The following is an 18405-nucleotide window of genomic DNA, read 5'->3' as shown; positions in this document are numbered from 1 at the left end:
ATTCTTGATTATTAATCCAACCGCAAATTTCAACCTCAGCCTTCCGCCTTTGCCCTTGCAACGTCCCCTGTTGCTGATCGGACACGGGACAAAGGACACAGAAGGCCGCCAAACGTTTATCGATTTTGCGGAGGCTTATCAAAGCCTTGACCATTCTCGCCCGGTGATTCCTTGTTTTCTCGAACTCACAGGCCCGACCATAGCCGAAGGCATTGAACGCTGCATCAAACAAGGTTATACCGAATTGTCAGCCTTACCGTTGCTGTTATTTGCGGCCCGCCACAACAAATTTGATATTACCAACGAACTCGATCGCTGCCGAGAAACCTATCCTCAACTGAAGTTTCATTATGGACGTCATTTTGGGATTAACCCCCTAATTTTGGAGTTATGGAAAACGCGGTTGGCCGAACTCGATCGCCCCGATATTGAGCGATCGGAAACGGTGATCTTATTTGTGGGGCGGGGTTCTTCCGATCCGGACGCCAACAGCGACGTCTACAAACTGGCTCGGATGGTGTGGGAAGGAAGCGGTTATCAAACGGTGGAAACCTGTTTTATCGGCATTACTCACCCGCGTCTAGAAGAAGGTTTTCGTCGCGCCCGGTTGTATCAGCCCAAACGGATCATTGTCTTGCCTTATTTCTTGTTTACCGGGGTGTTGGTCAAGAAAATTTTTGACATTACCGCCCAACAGCAAGAAGAATATCCCGAGATTAGCATGACTTGTTTGCCGGAAATGGGGATTCAACCCCAACTGCTGCAACTGTTACGCGATCGCGAAATTGAAACCCAACTCGGCCAAGTGCAGATGAACTGTGAAGCCTGTAAGTTCCGGTTGGCTGCGGTTTCTGGCGACTCCCACGCTCATCACCACCACGATCATCACCATCACGCTCATCACCATCACGATCATCATCACAGCCACGATCATTCCCATCAGGCTGTTGACCCCTACGCCGATCCGCAAAAATATCATCAGCGAATTTGGCAAACGCCTTAACAGTCACCAGTTATTAGAGTTGTCAGTTGTCAGTAACTCCTGACTTCTGACTTCTGAGTTCTGACTTCTATCTGTCCCCTGTTGCCTATTGGAGATCGGGGGGAAACACGCTATATTTAGAGTCTAGGCAGAGTTAATTTGTCAAAAACCCTATCTATGGTGTTATAAGTAACTATGACTGCTCTTCCCCTTTCTCCCTGGGAACTGGAAAACCCACAACAACTCGCCGAATTATTGACAACCGCCCAAACCTGGAAAGAAGTAGAGGCTTTGGGTCAAGCTTACTCTCACTGGAAACGGGAGGCGTGGGAGTTATTGTCTCCACAGAAACGGGAATATATCCAACAACTCAAACAGTGGAAAGATTGTCCGAGCGCTCAAAAATTTCCTCCCGGTTGTACAGTTGAGCGAATTAACAGCACTCAAGGACTCACAGGACAGGTGATTAATTACTGGAGTGCTTACGGTATTGATTATGTCACATTCAGGGTCGGACAGGATATTGACTGGTGTGGTGCGGTTTATTTGCGGAGAGTTAATCTGGAGAATCAATCCTCTGAACGTTAACTTCGAGTTTCTCAAAGTATAGCTTTTCTAAGTCCTTTTTTGAGGGCTTTTTTTGTCAGCCAGGGATAGAAATCCCTGGTTTTTTTTCAGTGTTTCAAGATTGACCCAGAAATGAATTTAGGCGCCGCCCGTCGATTTTTTTGGGGTTGAATTGAGCAATTGAAATTAATTCAAGGAATGGGAATTCACCGTTTGACCAATCCACTGAAGATAAGGCAAAGAACCGGCAACAATCGGAAGGGCGATAATTTCAGGAACCTCGTAGGAATGCAGTTGACGGATTTTGGCTTCTAAAGCTTCAAATTGAGTTAAATCGGTTTTAATCGTCAGTTGCCATTCTTCATCCGAACAAACTTCATCAGACCAAGTGTAAATCGAACGAATCGGACTCAGACTCACACAGGCGGCGAGTTTAGCTTCAACTAAAGCAAATGCGATCGCCTCCGCTTCAGTTTGAGAACCTGCCGTCACCAAAACAATACCATAATTTGTTGTCATATCAAATTTGATTTCCAATTAAGCGAAGTAATAATAATCCCTCAAATCAATACCTTACACCCAAACGCCCGTATCGCTCAAAGCCCAAAGACGGAAGTTCGCCACCAATACCAACAGCCTCAAAACCTAAAAGTCAATTCTAACGAGGATTTGCCGATTTTCGATTGCCGATTGCCGATTCCCATTTGCGATAAGTGACTCACCACAAGGTAGGATGGAACGATGAACACCGTGCGATGACCGATCGTTTATGACCCATGACCAATCTGCCGAACAGCTTCTGGAGTTGGCTTCATTAGCCGGTGCCGAGGCTGCTGAGGTCTTTCAGTCCCAATCTCAATCACAACCGATTTTTTTTGAAGCCAACCGACTCAAACAACTCGAAAGTATTCAAACCGGGGGGACAGCCTTACGACTTTGGCGAGATGGGCGTCCGGGTTTGGCTGTGGCTCACGGCCCCGTAGAACCGGAAAAATTGGTTGAACGGGCGATCGCCCTCAGTCATCTCAATGAACCCGAAACCATTGAACTGACGGCGACTTCCATTAACAAACATTATCCCAATTTAGGCGAGACGGTTGGGGTTGAACAACTGATCGAATGGGGGCGAGAGGCGATCGCTTTAATTCGAGAGGACTATCCCGAAATTCTCTGTAGTGCGGAGTGGGACTGCGAAATCGAATCAACCCGTTTGGTGAATTCTCGGGGCTTGGACTCGGGCTACACCGATACAACCCTCAGCGGTTATGTGGAAACCGAATGGGTGCGCGGAGATGATTTTCTGAGTATATCAGACGGTCAAACTCAGCGGGGAACTCTCGATCCGGGTTTGATCGCCGAACGCATTTTAAAGCGGTTAAATTGGGCCAAAGAAAATGTCGAGCCGCCTGTGGGTCGGGTGCCGATTTTGTTCACGGCGAAAGCGGCGGATATGCTTTGGGGAACGGTGGCGGCGGCGTTGAGTGGGAAACAGGTTTTAGAAGGCGCTTCCCCTTGGAGCGATCGCCTGAGAACCCCGGTAATCTCATCGCTGTTGACGGTTTATCAGGCGCCGGATGAGGGGCCGTTTAGTTGTCCGTTTGATGATGAGGGAATACAAACTCGCCCGATTGTTTTTATTGAAAATGGCGTTTTGCAGCTATTTTACACCGATTTAAGTACGGGTCGGGTTTTGGGAAGTGGTACGACGGGAAATGGTTTTAAAGCGGGTTTAAATAGTTATCCGACGCCGGGTTTATTTAATTTATTGGTTAAACCGGGTAAGGGAACGTTACAAGATTTAATTGAAAATCTAGATCGGGGATTAATTATCGATCAAATGTTAGGTGGAGGGGCGGGAATTAGCGGCGACTTTTCGATTAATGTCGATTTGGGTTATCGGGTTGAACGGGGGGAAATTGTCGGCAGAGTTAAGAATACGATGGTTTCAGGAAATGTTTATACCGCTCTCAAACGGGTGATTGAAGTGGGAGAAGATGCCGACTGGAATGGGTCTTGTTGTACGCCGTCTTTGACGGTTGAAGGTCTGTCTGTTACCGGAAGAAGTTTATTCTAATTCTTGAAACTTACAGATGCGAATTTGTTTTGTGGGTGATTCTTTTGTTAATGGTGTGGGCGATCCGAGTTGTTTGGGATGGACGGGTCGAATTTGTGTTGATGCTTATCAATATAAAGATGAAATTACCTACTACAATTTGGGCATCCGACGAGAAACCAGTGCGGATATTCTTAAACGTTGGTTGGCGGAAGTTTCTTGTCGTTTATCCCCAGAATATGATAGCAGATTGGTCTTTTCTTTTGGGGTCAATGATACCACGATAGAACGGGGAAAAACTCGCGTTAGTTTATTAGATTCTCTCAACAATACCCGTCAAATTTTAACAGTAGCTTTGTCTCGTTTCCCGGTTTTAATGATTGGGCCGCCACCCATTGCAGATGTTGAACAAAATCAGAGAATTGGTGAATTGTCTCAACAAATGCGGTTGATTTGTGAGCGGGTTAATATTCCCTATCTTGATGTTTTTATACCCTTAAAGTCTTCTTGGGTTTGGATGAGTGAAGTTGAAAATTATGATGGCGCTCATCCCCGTTTAGCTGGTTATGCTGAATGGGCAAATTTAGTTAAAAGTTGGTGGGCTTGGCAAGCGTGGTTGAAGTAAAATAATCAGAGTTGAGGAAATTGGAGATGTTAGATTTTAATCAGTTTGAGGCTTTAAGTTTTGACTGTTACGGGACTTTAATTGATTGGGAAAATGGAATTACTCCCGTTTTACAAAAAATCGTTTCTGACCATCAAATTGATTGCAACGAAGAACAATTGTTAAAGTTTTTTTCTGAATACGAGCCAATTGCTCAAAGTGGAAAATATCAATGTTATAAAGATGTTTTGCGGGAAGTTGTACAAAACATTGGGGAACGGTTGGAGTTTGAACCGACAATTTCTGAGTTAGAAAGTTTGTGGAAGTCCATTGATACTTGGCAACCGTTTATGGATACGATAGAAGCGTTACAAGCGTTCAAGCCAAAATATCGTTTGGTTGTTATTTCTAATATTGATGATGATTTGTTTGCGAAAACAGCCGAACATTTAGAGGTAGAATTTGATGAAGTTGTCACCGCCCAACAGGTAAAATCTTATAAACCTGCTTTGAGAAATTTTGAATTTACCCTAGAAAAAATCGGACTTTCTCCCGATAAGCTGTTACACGTTGCTCAGAGTTTATATCACGATATTGCACCCGCCAAACAAATGGGTTTAAAAACCGTTTGGGTGAACCGACAACAAGGTAAAGAAGTCGGTGCCACTCAACCCACCGCAGCCGAACCCGACTTGGAAGTTCCCGACTTGAAAACGTTGGTTTCTTTAATGAAACAATAATGTTTTCTAGGAGTCTAATTCGCAACCAATTCCGTCTTGATCGCGATCAAACCGATGGGGATCTGGGGATAAAACTTTAAACCCCCGATAGGGAATGTCCTGACAATCTAAGTCGGGAGGGGCGGGAGGAATACAAATTTTTTCACCCTTTTCTCCTGTCGGATAGGACGGATCGCAGGCTTGCGGTTGTGCCATTGCAGGAGAGAAAAAAAGCAGGAAACCTATCAAAACAAGCAGTTTAATCATCTCTATTTTATCTCCACTTGCTGAGATTTTAATCGGGAATAATTACCTCTTTTTTCCTCTCCTATTCTATCTTAAAATTGTTCGAGTTGCAAACAGACATTATTAAGCAGGTAAGTCTATTTCGGGTGAAATTTTCAAGGATATTTTAGTCGTTGTTTTAACCTTTTTTTGCTGCGCTAAAGCGCAACTACGAACTTAGAAAAATTAGGACTTCCAATTTTTTTCGGCTTGTTTCATTACATACTCAGAAACGTCTTGAATTTCTTTTGGGGTTAAACGTTCTTTATAAGCCGGCATATTGCCTTTACCCCGAGTCACCAAGTAAGAAATCGCTTCAATGGTATCATAGCCATTGCGGGTTAATGCCCTTTTTTTGAGCGTTTTTCCCCATCTGACAATATTACCGCCTCCCGCATGACAACCGGCACATTGTTGGTTAAAAATCTTCCCGCCATTTTCCGGGTTAGCCGCCCAAACCGGAGAATTAAACGCGAACAGGACTAAAGTTAAAATTAGGAAAAGACTGGTTAAAATTTTGGTGAATTTCATTGAACGATCGGTTAAGATTGTGAAACGACTCATTTAAACTGTAGGTTGGGTTGAGAAAACCCAACGAAATCCTACAAATTCCCAGAAAGTTGATAAGATAGCTCATTTAATTCTAACAGTTTTCGCCACTCTTTCACAATGTAGGGCGGTACGGGTAATTGAATCTTCTGATTTTCAACGACAGGCAAAGATAACTCTAAAGGAATGTCTTTTTCGATTTCTTGCAAAATCTTAAATACATCGTACTCTCCCACATTTTTCGGCAAAGATAAATCAACCACATCTTCGGCCAGCCACGTTTCTCCGGTTGCAGTTGTTAACTGTAAAGGTTCGCGATGGGCAAATTCTGTTAAGCCGGGAAAACCAACCAGTCGCAAATGAATTTCATTGACTTGACCAAATTTTATCCGTTTAAATAATACCACTTGCCAAGATAAATCCTGGCGATCGCGCAAACTTTGTTTGGAACGATACATCACCTGATTTTCGGTTTCTGGATAGCGATGAATAAAAGCCAAAGCCGGAGAAGACACCAGCAATTGCAATGACAAACAACAAATCACAGCAAACAATAGACACAATTGATTCCAACTTTTCATTGCAGATTTTGGGTTTAGGGTTTAAATTAATAATACAAGGTGTTGATTCCATTCGCACAGATTGTTTAGATTCTCAAAATTCAAAATCTCTAATTGATTTAATCTCGAATGAAAATAATTGTAATCGGTAGCGGTTTTGGCGGAATAGCAGCAGCAATTCGCCTACAAGCCCAAGGACATCAAGTCACAATTGTCGAAAAACGCGATCGCCCGGGTGGACGGGCTTATGTTTATCAACAGGATGGCTTTACCTTCGATGGCGGGCCAACAATTATTACTTCTCCCTACCTCATTCACGAGTTATTTCTACTCGCAGGAAAACGAACCCAAGACTATTTAACCCTGGTTAAACTCAGCCCCTTTTATAATGTCCGATTTCCCGATGGTTCCGTTTTTCATTATAACGATCATTCCGATGATTTAATCCAACAAATTCGCGCTTTTAATCCCGAAGATGTTGGCGGATATAAACGATTTTGTCAAGCGGCGAACCAAGTCTTTGAAAAAGGTTTGCCGTTGATGACCCAACCCTTTACAAAATTTGGGGATATGCTGAGGGTTGCACCGGAGATGATCGAGTTACAATCTTATAAGTCTGTTGCCGGATTTGTGAATCAGTATATCAAAGATGAACGCTTGCGACAAGTGTTTAGTTTTCATCCCCTTTTAATTGGCGGGAATCCGTTTCAAAGTACCTCAATTTACGCCATGATTCACAAATTAGAACAAAAATTTGGGATTTGGTTTGCAATGGGAGGAACCGGGGCGTTAGTTTCGGCGTTGGTGCAACTGTTTGAAGAAATTGGGGGTAAACTGTTACTGAATACGGAAGTTTCCGAAATTTTGATGAACGATAAAACCAAAAAAGCGACGGGAGTTGCATTAAAAAATGGTAATTTATTGAGTGCAGATGCCATTGTTAGCAATGCCGATGTTTCCTGGACGTATTTAAACTTAATCAAACCCCGTTTTCGCCGCAAATATACCGACGCAAAAATCAAACGAATGCGCCACTCTATTTCATTATTTGTATTCTATTTCGGCACAAACCGACGCTATGAACAAATGGCGCATCACGAAATTATTATGGGACCCAGATATAAAGGATTAATGAATGATTTGTTTAAGCGCAAACATTTAGCCGATGATTTTTCCTTGTATTTGCATCGCCCAACCGCAACCGATCCAACCCTTGCACCCTCAGGATGTGACAGTTGGTATGTGTTATCTCCAGTTCCGAATTTAGATGCTAAAATAGAATGGAAAACCACAGCAAAAACTTACAAAGATAAAATAATTCAGTTCCTCGAACAACACTATCTTCCCAACTTATCCCAACATATTGTTACAGAACATTACATTGACCCCGTTCATTTTCAAGATACGCTAAACAGTTATAAAGGGAGTGCATTTTCCCTCGAACCCACACTCATGCAGTCGGCTTGGTTCCGCCCCCATAACGTCAGCGAAGACGTTAAAAACCTGTATTTTGTCGGCGCTGGAACCCATCCCGGCGCAGGAATACCCGGAGTGATGAGTTCGGCTAAAATTGTTGCTAACATGATTGGGAAAGTACAATAAAATTATCCCCAAAATCATCCCAAAAAGTTAATAGATTGTTGAAATGATGCTCAAAATTCCTCAAACCATCGCCCAAGAATTATCCCTGAAAACCTCTCAGGTAGAAAACACCCTCGAACTGTTTTCAGAAGGTGCAACCATTCCTTTTATCGCCCGTTATCGAAAAGAAAGAACGGGTTCTCTCGACGAAACCCAACTGCGAGAAATTTCCGAACGGTTTAGCTATTTAACCGAACTCGAAGATCGCAAAAAATTCATCTTAGAAGCGATAGAAAATCAAGGAAAACTCACCGACGAACTGAAAGTTAAAATTCAATCAACTTTACTGAAAAACGAACTCGAAGATCTCTATCTTCCCTACAAACCCAAACGCCGCACCCGCGCCACAACCGCCAAAGAAAAAGGCTTGGAACCCCTAGCAGAATTGATCGCCTCTCTGAACCTTCCCAAAGCGCCCGTTATTCCCTTAGAAAAAGCCGCATCCGATTATATTTCCGAAGAAAAAGGCGTTAAAACCGTAGAAGAAGCCTTACAGGGTGCTTCCGATATTTTAGCGGAAATTGTCTCAGAAAAAGCAGAATATCGGGCTTATTTGCGAGAATATTTGATGAACAAAGGCGTGTTTGTTTCGTCGGTGAAAGATGACTATCCCGAAGGTACAACCAAGTTTGAGATGTATCGAACTTTTCGGGAAAAAGCCACAGAGATTAAGCCCCACAATATTTTAGCGCTGTTTCGCGGAGAATCCGAAGGCATTCTCAAAGTAGATTTAGAATTTGATGAAGATTTTGTTCTCACCTATTTAGAAGCGCAGGAAATTAAAACCAAAACCGCAGAAGTGAGAAAATTTTATCAAGCAATGATTAAAGATGCGTTTAATCGTTTGATGAAAACCTCTTTAATGAGTGAAGTTCGATCTGATCGCAAAGCCTACGCCGATATTGAATCCATCCAAACCTTTGAAGCCAATTTGCGGGAATTGCTGTTATCTTCTCCTGCGGGAATGAAGCCAACCCTGGCGATCGATCCGGGTTTTAGAACTGGTTGTAAAGTGGCGGTTCTCTCGGAAACCGGTCAATTTTCTGAGTATCAAACCATTTTCCCCCATCAATCCGCCAACCAGCGCCAAGACGCCGCCAAGACGATTAAAACGTTAATTAAAAAGTACAAAATCGAATTAATTGCCATCGGAAATGGTACCGCAGGGCGAGAAACCGACGAATTTATTGGGGAAGTTTTAAGCCAAATTGACAGTAAACCAATCAAAGTCATGGTGAATGAATCCGGCGCTTCAATTTATTCGGCGAGTGAGGTGGCGCGACAAGAATTTCCCGAATTAGATTTAACGGTAAGGGGGGCGATTAGTATTGGGCGACGTCTACAAGATCCTTTGGCGGAATTGGTAAAAATTGACCCAAAATCGATTGGAGTCGGACAGTATCAGCACGATGTTGACCAAAAGTTACTCAAGAAAAAACTCGATGAAACCGTCGAAAGTTGTGTGAACTATGTCGGTGTCGAACTGAATACAGCTTCTAAAGAACTGCTGACGTTTGTATCGGGAATTACCCCAAGTGTTGCCCCAGAATATTATCACCTATCGCAACGAAAAAGGGGCATTTAAAAACCGAAAAGAGTTGCTGAAAGTTTCTAAATTGGGTCCAAAAGCCTTTCAACAGGCTGCGGGTTTTTTACGCATTCGTGAAGGCGCCAACCCTCTGGATAATACCGCAGTTCACCCCGAAAGTTATAAAGTTGTGGAAACAATGGCTGCTGATGTGGGGGTTTCTTTGAAGAATATCTCTCAAGTTGCTGAAAAATTGAAGTCAATTGACTTGAAAAAATACGTTACAGAAACCGTTGGAATTCCCACATTAAAAGACATTATTCGCGAGTTAGAAAAGCCGGGGCGCGACCCGAGGGCTGAGTTTAAATACGCAACCTTTAAAGAAGGAATTAAGGAGATTTCCGATCTCAAAGAGGGGATGGAGTTGGAAGGAATTGTCACGAATGTTGTTAATTTTGGGGCGTTTGTTGATATTGGCGTTCATCAGGATGGGTTGGTTCATATTTCCCAAATTGCGGATCAATTTGTTGACGACCCCAATAAGTTTGTCAAAGTTGGACAGGTGGTGAAAGTGCGAGTTTTAGAGGTGAATGAAAAGTTAAAGCGGATTGGTTTATCGATGAAAATGTAAAAAAAGTACAGTGCATTAGATTTCTAGGTTAATAATATGATATCCGAGTAATCAACAATCATGCTGTAGGGGCGGGTTCAGCATTAATTTTGACGACCACTCCGAGATTGAGTTAAACCCGCCCCGCACCCCAGAATAATATTAATCAACCGGACATCATATGAGAATTAACTCTTTTGTCTGATCCACCTCAAAGATTATTGAAAGTCGGGTGCATCAGATTTATAGGTTAATAATATGAAGATTAACTGTTTTGTCTGATGCACCCGACAGATTCATCCGATAATGTGTTAGAATAGAATCAATATTCCGCAAATTCATCCAAGATTTTATTGTTTCATCAAAGCTTTACATCAATTCAATCAAAACTTTACACAACTCTCTTGAAAAATTGCCAATTATTAATTAAATTATAAATAAGGCATATTATTTGTGACAAGGGAGTGAAAAATGAACTTCTTTCAGAGAGTGTTGATGGCAGGGGCTATCACATTCGTCATTATTATCGTTAGCTTTGAAGACTCTTCCGAACCGGTTCCTAGCCTACTACCCCGAAGCGAAATCAAAGTGGAGTCAAAAGTTAGTATCCTCGAAAAATGTGACTTATCTTCCGCTTCTACGACTACTTCTCAAGCACGGGCTTGTTTAGGAAATAATGAGTTTTGATTGGAAGATGTGTCAAATATTCACCCTGCTGTTTATCTTCTCAAACAGTGACTTGGGGTGCATCTCTTTCAATTAACAACAGTTCAAGTTAAAATATACCTCTAATCACATAACTCTCTTTTAATCAACTCAACTTCTTGTTTCAAACCGTTGACATGAATTAACCCCACATATCCCGCGAAACAAGAAATATCGTGACGATCAAAAATATAAACATTGTGAACTCCTACCGGATTTTTGGTCAATAAAAGATATCCGCTTTCATCTTTAAAGTAACTTTTTATAAGAATTTGATCGAGATTTAATTTATAAGTGAGTATCATTGTATCTTCTGTAAAACCCGGAACCCGTTTTAATCGCCGAATGGCTTGTTTTCTAAAATTATCTTGATTAGAGGGTTGATTGTTGGGTTGTTCTAAGATATGATTAACAATGAAACTAGCAACTTTTTCGCTGTTCCAATAGTCAGTATGAGCGTTAATTGAGCCTGCTGCTACTTGTGCATAGCTTAGTATGTTATTCTGATTATTAGCGGGTTTACCGTTCATAAATTCAGAAAACTGACGAAGTGTCGCTTCAAACGGGTTGGCGTCTTCTTGAAGGTATTCTTCGGTGAGAGACAGACTGGATAAACTGTTATCATCTAAAACGGGATGAATGGGATAAGCGATAATATCAGACGCATGAATTATATTTAACCATCGGAGTTTTTGACTAGAATATTGCTTTGCTAGTTGGTTGACCTGCTGCGGTTTAACCTCTAACATAATATTAAATAGAGAAATGGGAGAACCCATCGTTGTGATAGTTTTGAGATTGATTTTTTGATTGGCTAAAACTTCCGAATTTTGATTCAAAACTTCTCGAATTTCCAAAGCGGAATCATTGCTTTCAAATTTATCCGAAAATAAGATATCCCATAAAATAACTGTTCCCAAAGAGTGAGTAATAATATGTAACTCTGTTTCTTGGGGGTTTTTATGAATAAAATCAAGGAGTTGATCGGCGATAATTGTTCTAATTTTTGCACCTCGTTCCGAACTTAAATAGGTAAAAGCATCGCCAACAAACTGAGAAAAATATCCTTTTCTAAAGTCTTGATGTTTGAGGGGATTTTGTGAATTATCAATCTTATTCCAGATATTTTCTAATTCTCGATAAACATTTCCCCAAAAACTAGAGTAAAATAGGGGAAGTTTTTCTTGACGTTGACGAAATTGTTTTTGTAGCAAATTTTGTAAGTTATTCGCATATTGAGAATTTCGTTCTGCAACGCCATGAATAAAAAAAATCAGCATAAAATTTTGGTTACAGCGCATCAATTTTTAAGTTGATGATATCATTGATTGATATAATTTGAATCTAGAGGCGGGTAATTCAATAAAAAAAGGGCTGTGAAAATCACAACCCCGATGGTGTATCGCAAATTGTTGGTAGATGTCGTTTAACCGCTGAGTGCTTCGGCACCACCAACAACTTCTAAGAGTTCCTGAGTAATTGCAGCTTGTCGAGCTTTGTTGTAAGATAACGTCAAGCTTTTCATCAACTCTCCAGCATTCTCACTGGCGTTACTCATCGCCGTCATCCGGGCGGCCAACTCGCTAGCAGTTGATTCTTGCCACGCCCGTAACAGTTGGTTGGTTAAATAAAGCGGTAACAAAGCATCCAGAATTTGCACCGGATCTTGTTCAAAAATCATATCACGGGGTATAATTGTCGGCGTGACCGCTACTTTTTCCCGAGTGACATCCAGTTGACCGCCGCTTGTGGTCAGTCGGAAGACTTCATCATCTCGAACTTCCAACCCTTGAAGATTGAGAGGAAGCAGGGTTTGAACAACCGGTTTTGAACTAATCAGCGAAACAAATTTCGTGTAAATTAATTCTACCCGATCAACTTCTCCCGATAAAAATAAGGAAAGAACTTCGTCGGCCGCCTCAGCAACTTTATCGCCGGGAGGGGTTTTTTCCGGGTTTTCAGCCGTTCTTTGAATGGGTACATCCCGGCGTTGAAAATACTGAATCGCTTTCCGTCCAACCAGGATAAAAGTATAATCAATCCCTTCGGCGGTTAGTTCTTTGGCGCGAGTTTCGGCGCGTTTGATAATATTGCTGTTGTAGGTGCCGCACAAGCCACGATTACCGGAAATGACCAGCAATCCCACTTTTTTAACTTCCCGTTGCTCTAAAAGAGGAGAATCAATATTCTCAAATTGTAGACGGGATTGCAAAGCATATAAAATGCCAGCTAATCTATCAGCAAAAGGACGGGTTGCTAAAACTTGTTCTTGAGCGCGACGAACTTTAGCAGAGGCAACTAAACGCATTGCCTCGGTAATTTTTTTTGTATTTTTGACTGAAGCAATACGATCGCGAATCGCTTTTAAGTTTGACATAGGGTCAGTGATCAGTTACTTGTTAACAGTGACCAATGAGATTTAATCACAGCTAAACGCCCGATTTCTCACTGGTCACACTACCTAACTAGGCAGAAACGAGGAAGGTTTGCTTAAATTCGCTAATACCTTCTTTGAGGAGATTTTCTGCTTCGTCTGTTAAGACTTTTTCGCCCTGGATGATTTCGCCATACTTGGGCTTGCTATTCTTCAGGTAATCCCGCAGTCCAGCCGCAAAAGGAACCACTTTGTCAACGGGAATATCATCAAGATAACCGTTAATACCGGTGTAAATAATTGCCACCTGTTCAAACAATTGCAGAGGCGAGTTTTGGGGCTGTTTGAGGAGTTCCCGCAAGCGTTGACCGCGAGCCAACTGTTTCCGGGTGGATTCATCCAAGTCAGAAGCAAACTGAGAAAATGCCGCCAACTCAGCAAACTGAGCCAACTCTAGCTTAACTTTACCCGCAACCTTTTTAATTGCTTTGGTTTGAGCGGCAGAACCCACACGGGATACCGAAATCCCCGCATTCACCGCCGGACGCAAACCGGAGTTAAACAAGTCGGCCGATAAGAAGATCTGACCGTCGGTAATCGAAATTACGTTCGTGGGGATGTAAGCCGAAACGTCACCCGCTTGGGTTTCAATGATCGGCAGGGCTGTCATACTTCCGCCACCGAGTTCGTCGTTTAATTTCGCCGCCCGTTCTAACAGACGGGAGTGGAGGTAGAATACATCTCCGGGATACGCTTCCCGACCGGGAGGACGACGCAGCAGCAGCGACATTTGACGGTAGGCTTGGGCTTGCTTAGACAAGTCATCGTAAATAACCAGGGTCGCCTTACCCTTGTACATGAAGTATTCGGCGATCGCGGCTCCGGCGTAGGGTGCCAAGTATTGCAGGGTGGCGGGGTCGCTGGCGTTGGCGGCGACAATCACGGTGTAGTCCATCGCGCCTTTATCTGCCAGGGTTCCGGCGACCTGAGCAACGGTAGAAGCTTTTTGACCGATCGCCACGTAGACGCAGATCACGTCTTCGCCTTTTTGGTTAATAATCGTGTCGATGGCGATCGCGGTTTTACCCGTTTGTCGGTCGCCAATAATCAGTTCCCGCTGACCTCTACCGATGGGAATCATCGAATCAATGGCGGTAATTCCGGTTTGCATCGGTTCGCACACGGAGCGACGGTCAACAATACCGGGGGCGGGGGATTCCAGCAGACGGCTTTCGGTAGTTTGGATGTCGCCTTTGCCATCGATGGGACGAGCCAAAGCGTCTACAATTCGGCCCAGCATTGCATCACCAACGGGAATTTGAGCAATTCTGCCGGTCGCCGTAACAGAAGACCCTTCTTCAATTCCACGGCCTTCTCCCATCAATACCGCACCCACGTTATCTTCTTCGAGGTTCAGGGCGATACCGATTGTACCATCTTGGAACTCTAGCAGTTCGGAAGCCATGACTTTATCCAAGCCATAGATGCGAGCAATACCATCCCCTACTTGCAGAACTGTTCCGACGTTGGAGACTTTTACATCTTGGTCGTACTGTTGAATCTGCTGTTGAATGATGCTGCTAATTTCGTCGGGTCTGATTGATACCATAGTTCTCTAGTCGTTAGATCTGCAAGATTTCTGTTGTTGATTGGCAATCACAGTTATCAGTTTTGCAGTTATCAGTGTTCACTCTTCACTGGTGACTGGTGACTGGTGACTGGTGACTGTGTTAAGCGTTCAGGCGAATTCCAATCCGACGCAATTGACCGCGCAGACTGGCATCAATCACCTGAGAACCAACTTTGATAATCACACCGCCGATCAATTCGGGGTCGATTTTGGTGCTGATTTCTACGTTTTCGGCGCCGGTCATCCCTTTGACTTTCTCAGACAGGCTGTGTCTTTGACCGTCATTTAACTCAACGGTTGAGGTCACTTCAGCCAACACCGTTTTATTGAGTTGACGCAATAAAGCCAAATACTGCTGTCCGATCGGTTCGAGAAACAGAATCCGTCCTCGATCAATTAAAAGCATGACAAAGTTTCGCACAAAGGGGTTCATTTCCTCGCGAAAAACTTGTCCGATTACCGCTTTTTTGTCATCCCGTTTAATTACAGGATTTGCCAAAAACTGTTTTAAATCTGGCGAATTTTCCAGCAACTCCAACAAAGCCCGGATATTATCTCCGATTTCGTTGGTGAGGTTATTCGACTTGGCGACTGACATCAGAGCCTGTGCGTAAGGCTCAACAATTTCTCCAACAATTGCGCTCATTAACTACCTCACAATAACGCCAAACTGCGGTCGATTAGTTGTTCTTGAGCAGAATGATCCAGTTGTTCTTTCATTCGGGCTTCCGAGCGCTGTAAAGCCATTGCTACGGCTTGGGCGCGTAAAGCCGCGATCGCCCGTTCTCGTTCTGCATCCATTTCTTGACTGGCGGCCGCTTTCATGCGTTCTAGATCTTGTATCGCCTGAGCTTCGATCTGAGCTTTCACGGCTTTGGCTCGTTCTTGAGCTTCGGCTCGAATTCGTTCTGCTTCGGCTTGGGCTTGAGTCAACTTTTGCTGTTGCTCGGCGAGCGCCTGAGCCGCTTGCTTTTGACGTTGCTCTGCATCAGCTATTGCTTGCTCGATATTGGCTCGTCTTTCGCTCAAGATTTTCCCTAAAAAACCCCGTCCAAAAAAGATTAGAACTCCAATCAAAATGGCAAGGTTAATTAGATTGGTCTCTAAAATATCGAAGTTTAAGCCAAAACCGCCTTCAGAGGCTGCCTCGGTCGCGAGTAATACTACCGTCTCCATGATGTTCTTCTCATAACTGCGCTGCTAACAGTTTGACCCAAAAAAATTGACGATTATCTCACCAATTCAGGTCCTAATAGCTTTTCTAGAATTTGCCGACTGAGGGGTTCAACCTGTTGCTCTAAAGTTTGTAAAGCTTGTTGCTTTTCGGTCTCTATTTCCTGAGCAGCTTGCTCTCTTCGCTTTTGGGCTTCTTGTAGAGCCTCAGCCATTTTATCCGATGCGATTTTTCTTGCTTCGGCTTGAGCTTCGGCAATCACGTTTTGAGCTTGCTTGCGGGTTTCTGCCAGTTCTTGCTCGTATTGTTGAGCTAACTTTTCGGCTTTGGCTAATCGCTCTTGAGCTTGCAGTCTATTTTCTCGAATATACTCGGCACGCTCATCAATTGCTTTTCCGAGTGGCTTGTAAAAAATCGCGTTTAAAATGACTGCCAGGAGCAAAAATTGTACTGCCATCAGAGGCAAGGTCGCATCGAGATCAAAGAGTCCCCCCTCTTTGGCTGTTTCTTCAACCGCGAATAAAATCGTCGTCGTCCAGTGCATCATTTGTTTTTGTGTCTAGGGTTCCCATGCTGTCTGGTTTGAGAGTTTAGATTTCAGATTTTCGGGTGAAGAATATCCCGCCTCTCTAAAACCTAAACTCCTAACTTTTTACGCGAAGGGGTTAGCAAAAAGCAACACTAGAGAAACAACCAGACCATAAATGGTCAGAGCTTCCATAAATGCCAAGCTCAACAGCAATGTTCCGCGAATTTTTCCTTCGGCTTCGGGTTGACGAGCAATCCCTTCTACAGCTTGACCTGCCGCATTTCCTTGACCAATACCCGGGCCAATTGCACCTAAACCTACAGCTAGAGCAGCAGCAATCACGGAAGCAGCAGCGATTAACGGGTCCATAATGATTTCCTTATCTAAACAACGAAATTGACAGTTCAAGAGAATACATTGGCGAACACTATTTTCTTTGACCAGCAGTATTTCTACTGGCTAAGAATTCCGAGTTATACTCTTAGTTTCGCTTTAGTTAGTGATGTTCTTCACCATGCCCTTCTAGAGCTTCCCCAATATAGTTCGCTGCTAGAGTGGCAAAAATGAGCGCCTGAATCGAACCCAGGAACAAACCCAGGATCATCAACGGCAATGGAATAAATAGAGGTACCAGAAAGACCAACACCGCTACAACTAATTCATCCGCCAACACGTTACCGAACAGACGGAAGCTCAGAGAAAGAGGCTTGGTGAAATCTTCGATCACCCGGAAAGGGGCGAGAAAGGGTACGGGTTTGGCATAATCAGCAAAATAACCGACCACGCCTTTTTTACTCATACCTGCGTAGAAATACGCCACCGACGTTAGCAGGGCTAGGGCTACCGTTGTGTTGATGTCGCTCGTCGGAGCCGCTAATTCTCCGGCTGGTAGCTCAATCAGCTTCCAGGGAACTAACGCACCTGACCAGTTCGACACAAAGATGAACAAAAATAATGTACCAACAAACGGTACCCAGGGGCGATATTCTTTTTCCCCGATTTGGTCTTTAGCCAGGTTGCGAACAAATTCCAGGACATATTCCATGAAATTCTGCATTCCACTGGGAACACGCTGAACGTTGGTTGATGCTAAAATAGCAGCCAACATCAGCACGGCTATGACAAACCAAGAGGTCAGGAATATTTGTCCGTGAACCTTGAAATTGCCCAGTTCCCAGTAGAAGTGCTGGCCCACTTCCAAACTGGCGAGGGGAAAACAGTTAATAGCGTTGAAAAATTCAAGCATTTGCATTCAAAAGGCTTCCCCGAACATATACAGAACCCAAGTCTGGCTTTGCCTTCAACTCATTAGCTCTCAGGCATCAGTACTGATTTCAGCACATACAGAATGAGCGCAGCTTTGTACGTCAGAAATCCCAAAAATATGGGTAGAATTGACAAGCTATTCCATTGAGTTGCAACTACAATCAACCCAATAAATATAGCTAGCCGAGCTTTGCTCAGACGTTGTTGCTGTCTACCCAGTTTCTCAACGTCTTTTGCTAACATTCTTAAGTAAACCACACTTCCAACCGCTCCTAATAAATAATTTAGAGCAATCTTGAGCGGATAAAAAAAGCAGACCGTCACAAAAATCACGCCGGTCAATATAACCGTCAGGATTAACAAGTCCATCTGGAGTTGATAATACTCCTGCATGGAGGCGTCCGGTTCAGGACTAAGCACGCCTGAGTCGGAATTGTTCTCTACCGGGGGTGTGGTTTCTACTCTGGAGTTAGACAAGGTAACAAAACTCACAAACTCAAACTTGGGTTATTGGCCGCGCTCTGCAAGCCAACACCGATAATACCACGTATCGGTAACAAAAATAGCAATAGGGAATTTACAGTCACCAGTCAAGAGGGAACGGGGAACGGGGAACGGGGAACAGGAAA

Annotated in this window: 20 protein-coding genes and 1 pseudogene; 8 read left to right on the top strand and 13 right to left on the bottom strand. The window is 43.5% G+C overall.

The features are described from left to right. Window positions 1-4: 4 nt before the first annotated feature. Entirely contained in the window at window positions 5-1003 is a 999-nt protein-coding gene (locus ACL6C3_RS22155) for a sirohydrochlorin chelatase (RefSeq protein WP_413161215.1), read from the top strand. A gap of 174 nt (window positions 1004-1177) precedes the next feature. After that, window positions 1178-1570, top strand: a complete 393-nt coding sequence (locus ACL6C3_RS22150; RefSeq protein ID WP_413161213.1) for a hypothetical protein — start codon at window positions 1178-1180, stop codon at window positions 1568-1570. 165 nt (window positions 1571-1735) lie between these two features. Here the strand turns inward: ACL6C3_RS22150 and cutA are convergent, their stop codons facing one another. After that, on the bottom strand, window positions 1736-2068 hold the full coding sequence (cutA, locus tag ACL6C3_RS22145; RefSeq protein WP_413161211.1) for a divalent-cation tolerance protein CutA: 333 nt from the start codon (window positions 2066-2068) through the stop codon (window positions 1736-1738). A 250-nt stretch (window positions 2069-2318) separates the two neighbouring features. Between cutA and ACL6C3_RS22140 the strand changes: the two genes are divergently transcribed. Genes ACL6C3_RS22140 through ACL6C3_RS22130 form a run of 3 tightly spaced genes read left to right on the top strand, consistent with a single transcriptional unit; the run spans window position 2319 to window position 4946 of the window. Then, window positions 2319-3623, top strand: a complete 1305-nt coding sequence (locus tag ACL6C3_RS22140) for a TldD/PmbA family protein (RefSeq protein WP_413161210.1) — start codon at window positions 2319-2321, stop codon at window positions 3621-3623. Window positions 3624-3639: 16 nt separating this feature from the next. Further along, window positions 3640-4227, top strand: a complete 588-nt coding sequence (locus ACL6C3_RS22135) for a GDSL-type esterase/lipase family protein (RefSeq protein ID WP_413161208.1) — start codon at window positions 3640-3642, stop codon at window positions 4225-4227. 26 nt (window positions 4228-4253) lie between these two features. Continuing rightward, window positions 4254-4946: a haloacid dehalogenase type II gene (locus ACL6C3_RS22130; protein WP_413161207.1), complete on the top strand. Its 693-nt coding sequence runs from the start codon at window positions 4254-4256 to the stop codon at window positions 4944-4946. Window positions 4947-4952: 6 nt separating this feature from the next. Here the strand turns inward: ACL6C3_RS22130 and ACL6C3_RS22125 are convergent, their stop codons facing one another. The 3 genes from ACL6C3_RS22125 to ACL6C3_RS22115 form a co-directional block, all read right to left on the bottom strand. After that, the gene (locus tag ACL6C3_RS22125) at window positions 4953-5141 is read right to left on the bottom strand and encodes a hypothetical protein (protein ID WP_413161206.1); all 189 of its coding nucleotides are present in this window, start codon (window positions 5139-5141) and stop codon (window positions 4953-4955) included. A gap of 255 nt (window positions 5142-5396) precedes the next feature. After that, window positions 5397-5741 (bottom strand): cytochrome c6 PetJ, encoded by a 345-nt coding sequence (petJ, locus tag ACL6C3_RS22120; RefSeq protein ID WP_413161205.1) that lies wholly within the window; start codon window positions 5739-5741, stop codon window positions 5397-5399. A 71-nt stretch (window positions 5742-5812) separates the two neighbouring features. Next, on the bottom strand, window positions 5813-6340 hold the full coding sequence (locus tag ACL6C3_RS22115; RefSeq protein WP_413161204.1) for a DUF3122 domain-containing protein: 528 nt from the start codon (window positions 6338-6340) through the stop codon (window positions 5813-5815). Window positions 6341-6448: 108 nt separating this feature from the next. Here ACL6C3_RS22115 and ACL6C3_RS22110 point away from each other — a divergent pair, with 108 nt between their 5' ends. From ACL6C3_RS22110 to ACL6C3_RS22100, 3 genes and pseudogenes are all read left to right on the top strand, one after another. Beyond that, on the top strand, window positions 6449-7921 hold the full coding sequence (locus ACL6C3_RS22110) for a phytoene desaturase (protein ID WP_413161203.1): 1473 nt from the start codon (window positions 6449-6451) through the stop codon (window positions 7919-7921). A 46-nt stretch (window positions 7922-7967) separates the two neighbouring features. Beyond that, window positions 7968-10119 (top strand): annotated as a pseudogene (locus ACL6C3_RS22105) (Tex family protein). Between the two features lie 450 nt (window positions 10120-10569). Continuing rightward, window positions 10570-10785, top strand: coding sequence for a hypothetical protein (locus tag ACL6C3_RS22100; protein WP_413161201.1), 216 nt, complete (start codon window positions 10570-10572; stop codon window positions 10783-10785). A gap of 101 nt (window positions 10786-10886) precedes the next feature. Here ACL6C3_RS22100 and ACL6C3_RS22095 read toward each other — a convergent pair whose 3' ends face one another. The 9 genes from ACL6C3_RS22095 to ACL6C3_RS22055 form a co-directional block, all read right to left on the bottom strand. Next, on the bottom strand, window positions 10887-12083 hold the full coding sequence (locus ACL6C3_RS22095; RefSeq protein WP_413161200.1) for a hypothetical protein: 1197 nt from the start codon (window positions 12081-12083) through the stop codon (window positions 10887-10889). Window positions 12084-12229: 146 nt separating this feature from the next. Next, the gene (locus ACL6C3_RS22090; RefSeq protein WP_413161199.1) at window positions 12230-13180 is read right to left on the bottom strand and encodes a F0F1 ATP synthase subunit gamma; all 951 of its coding nucleotides are present in this window, start codon (window positions 13178-13180) and stop codon (window positions 12230-12232) included. An 88-nt stretch (window positions 13181-13268) separates the two neighbouring features. Then, the gene (gene atpA / locus ACL6C3_RS22085) at window positions 13269-14786 is read right to left on the bottom strand and encodes a F0F1 ATP synthase subunit alpha (protein WP_413161198.1); all 1518 of its coding nucleotides are present in this window, start codon (window positions 14784-14786) and stop codon (window positions 13269-13271) included. 121 nt (window positions 14787-14907) lie between these two features. Beyond that, the gene (gene atpH, locus ACL6C3_RS22080) at window positions 14908-15453 is read right to left on the bottom strand and encodes an ATP synthase F1 subunit delta (protein ID WP_413161197.1); all 546 of its coding nucleotides are present in this window, start codon (window positions 15451-15453) and stop codon (window positions 14908-14910) included. Between the two features lie 8 nt (window positions 15454-15461). Continuing rightward, a complete protein-coding gene (locus tag ACL6C3_RS22075) occupies window positions 15462-15983 on the bottom strand; it encodes a F0F1 ATP synthase subunit B (RefSeq protein ID WP_413161195.1) in 522 nt (173 codons plus the stop codon). A gap of 53 nt (window positions 15984-16036) precedes the next feature. Beyond that, window positions 16037-16528, bottom strand: a complete 492-nt coding sequence (locus ACL6C3_RS22070) for a F0F1 ATP synthase subunit B' (RefSeq protein WP_413161193.1) — start codon at window positions 16526-16528, stop codon at window positions 16037-16039. Window positions 16529-16633: 105 nt separating this feature from the next. Further along, the gene (atpE, locus tag ACL6C3_RS22065; protein WP_009782610.1) at window positions 16634-16879 is read right to left on the bottom strand and encodes an ATP synthase F0 subunit C; all 246 of its coding nucleotides are present in this window, start codon (window positions 16877-16879) and stop codon (window positions 16634-16636) included. A gap of 127 nt (window positions 16880-17006) precedes the next feature. Continuing rightward, window positions 17007-17762, bottom strand: coding sequence for a F0F1 ATP synthase subunit A (gene atpB / locus ACL6C3_RS22060; protein WP_413161191.1), 756 nt, complete (start codon window positions 17760-17762; stop codon window positions 17007-17009). 56 nt (window positions 17763-17818) lie between these two features. Then, on the bottom strand, window positions 17819-18268 hold the full coding sequence (locus tag ACL6C3_RS22055) for an ATP synthase subunit I (protein ID WP_413161190.1): 450 nt from the start codon (window positions 18266-18268) through the stop codon (window positions 17819-17821). Window positions 18269-18405: the final 137 nt, after the last annotated feature.

It is taken from the genome of Capilliphycus salinus ALCB114379, assembly GCF_047276495.1.
Lineage (GTDB): Bacteria > Cyanobacteriota > Cyanobacteriia > Cyanobacteriales > Microcoleaceae > Capilliphycus > Capilliphycus salinus.
The sequence above is the reverse complement of the archived record's forward strand: the minus strand, read 5'-3'. Positions and strand labels throughout refer to the sequence as shown.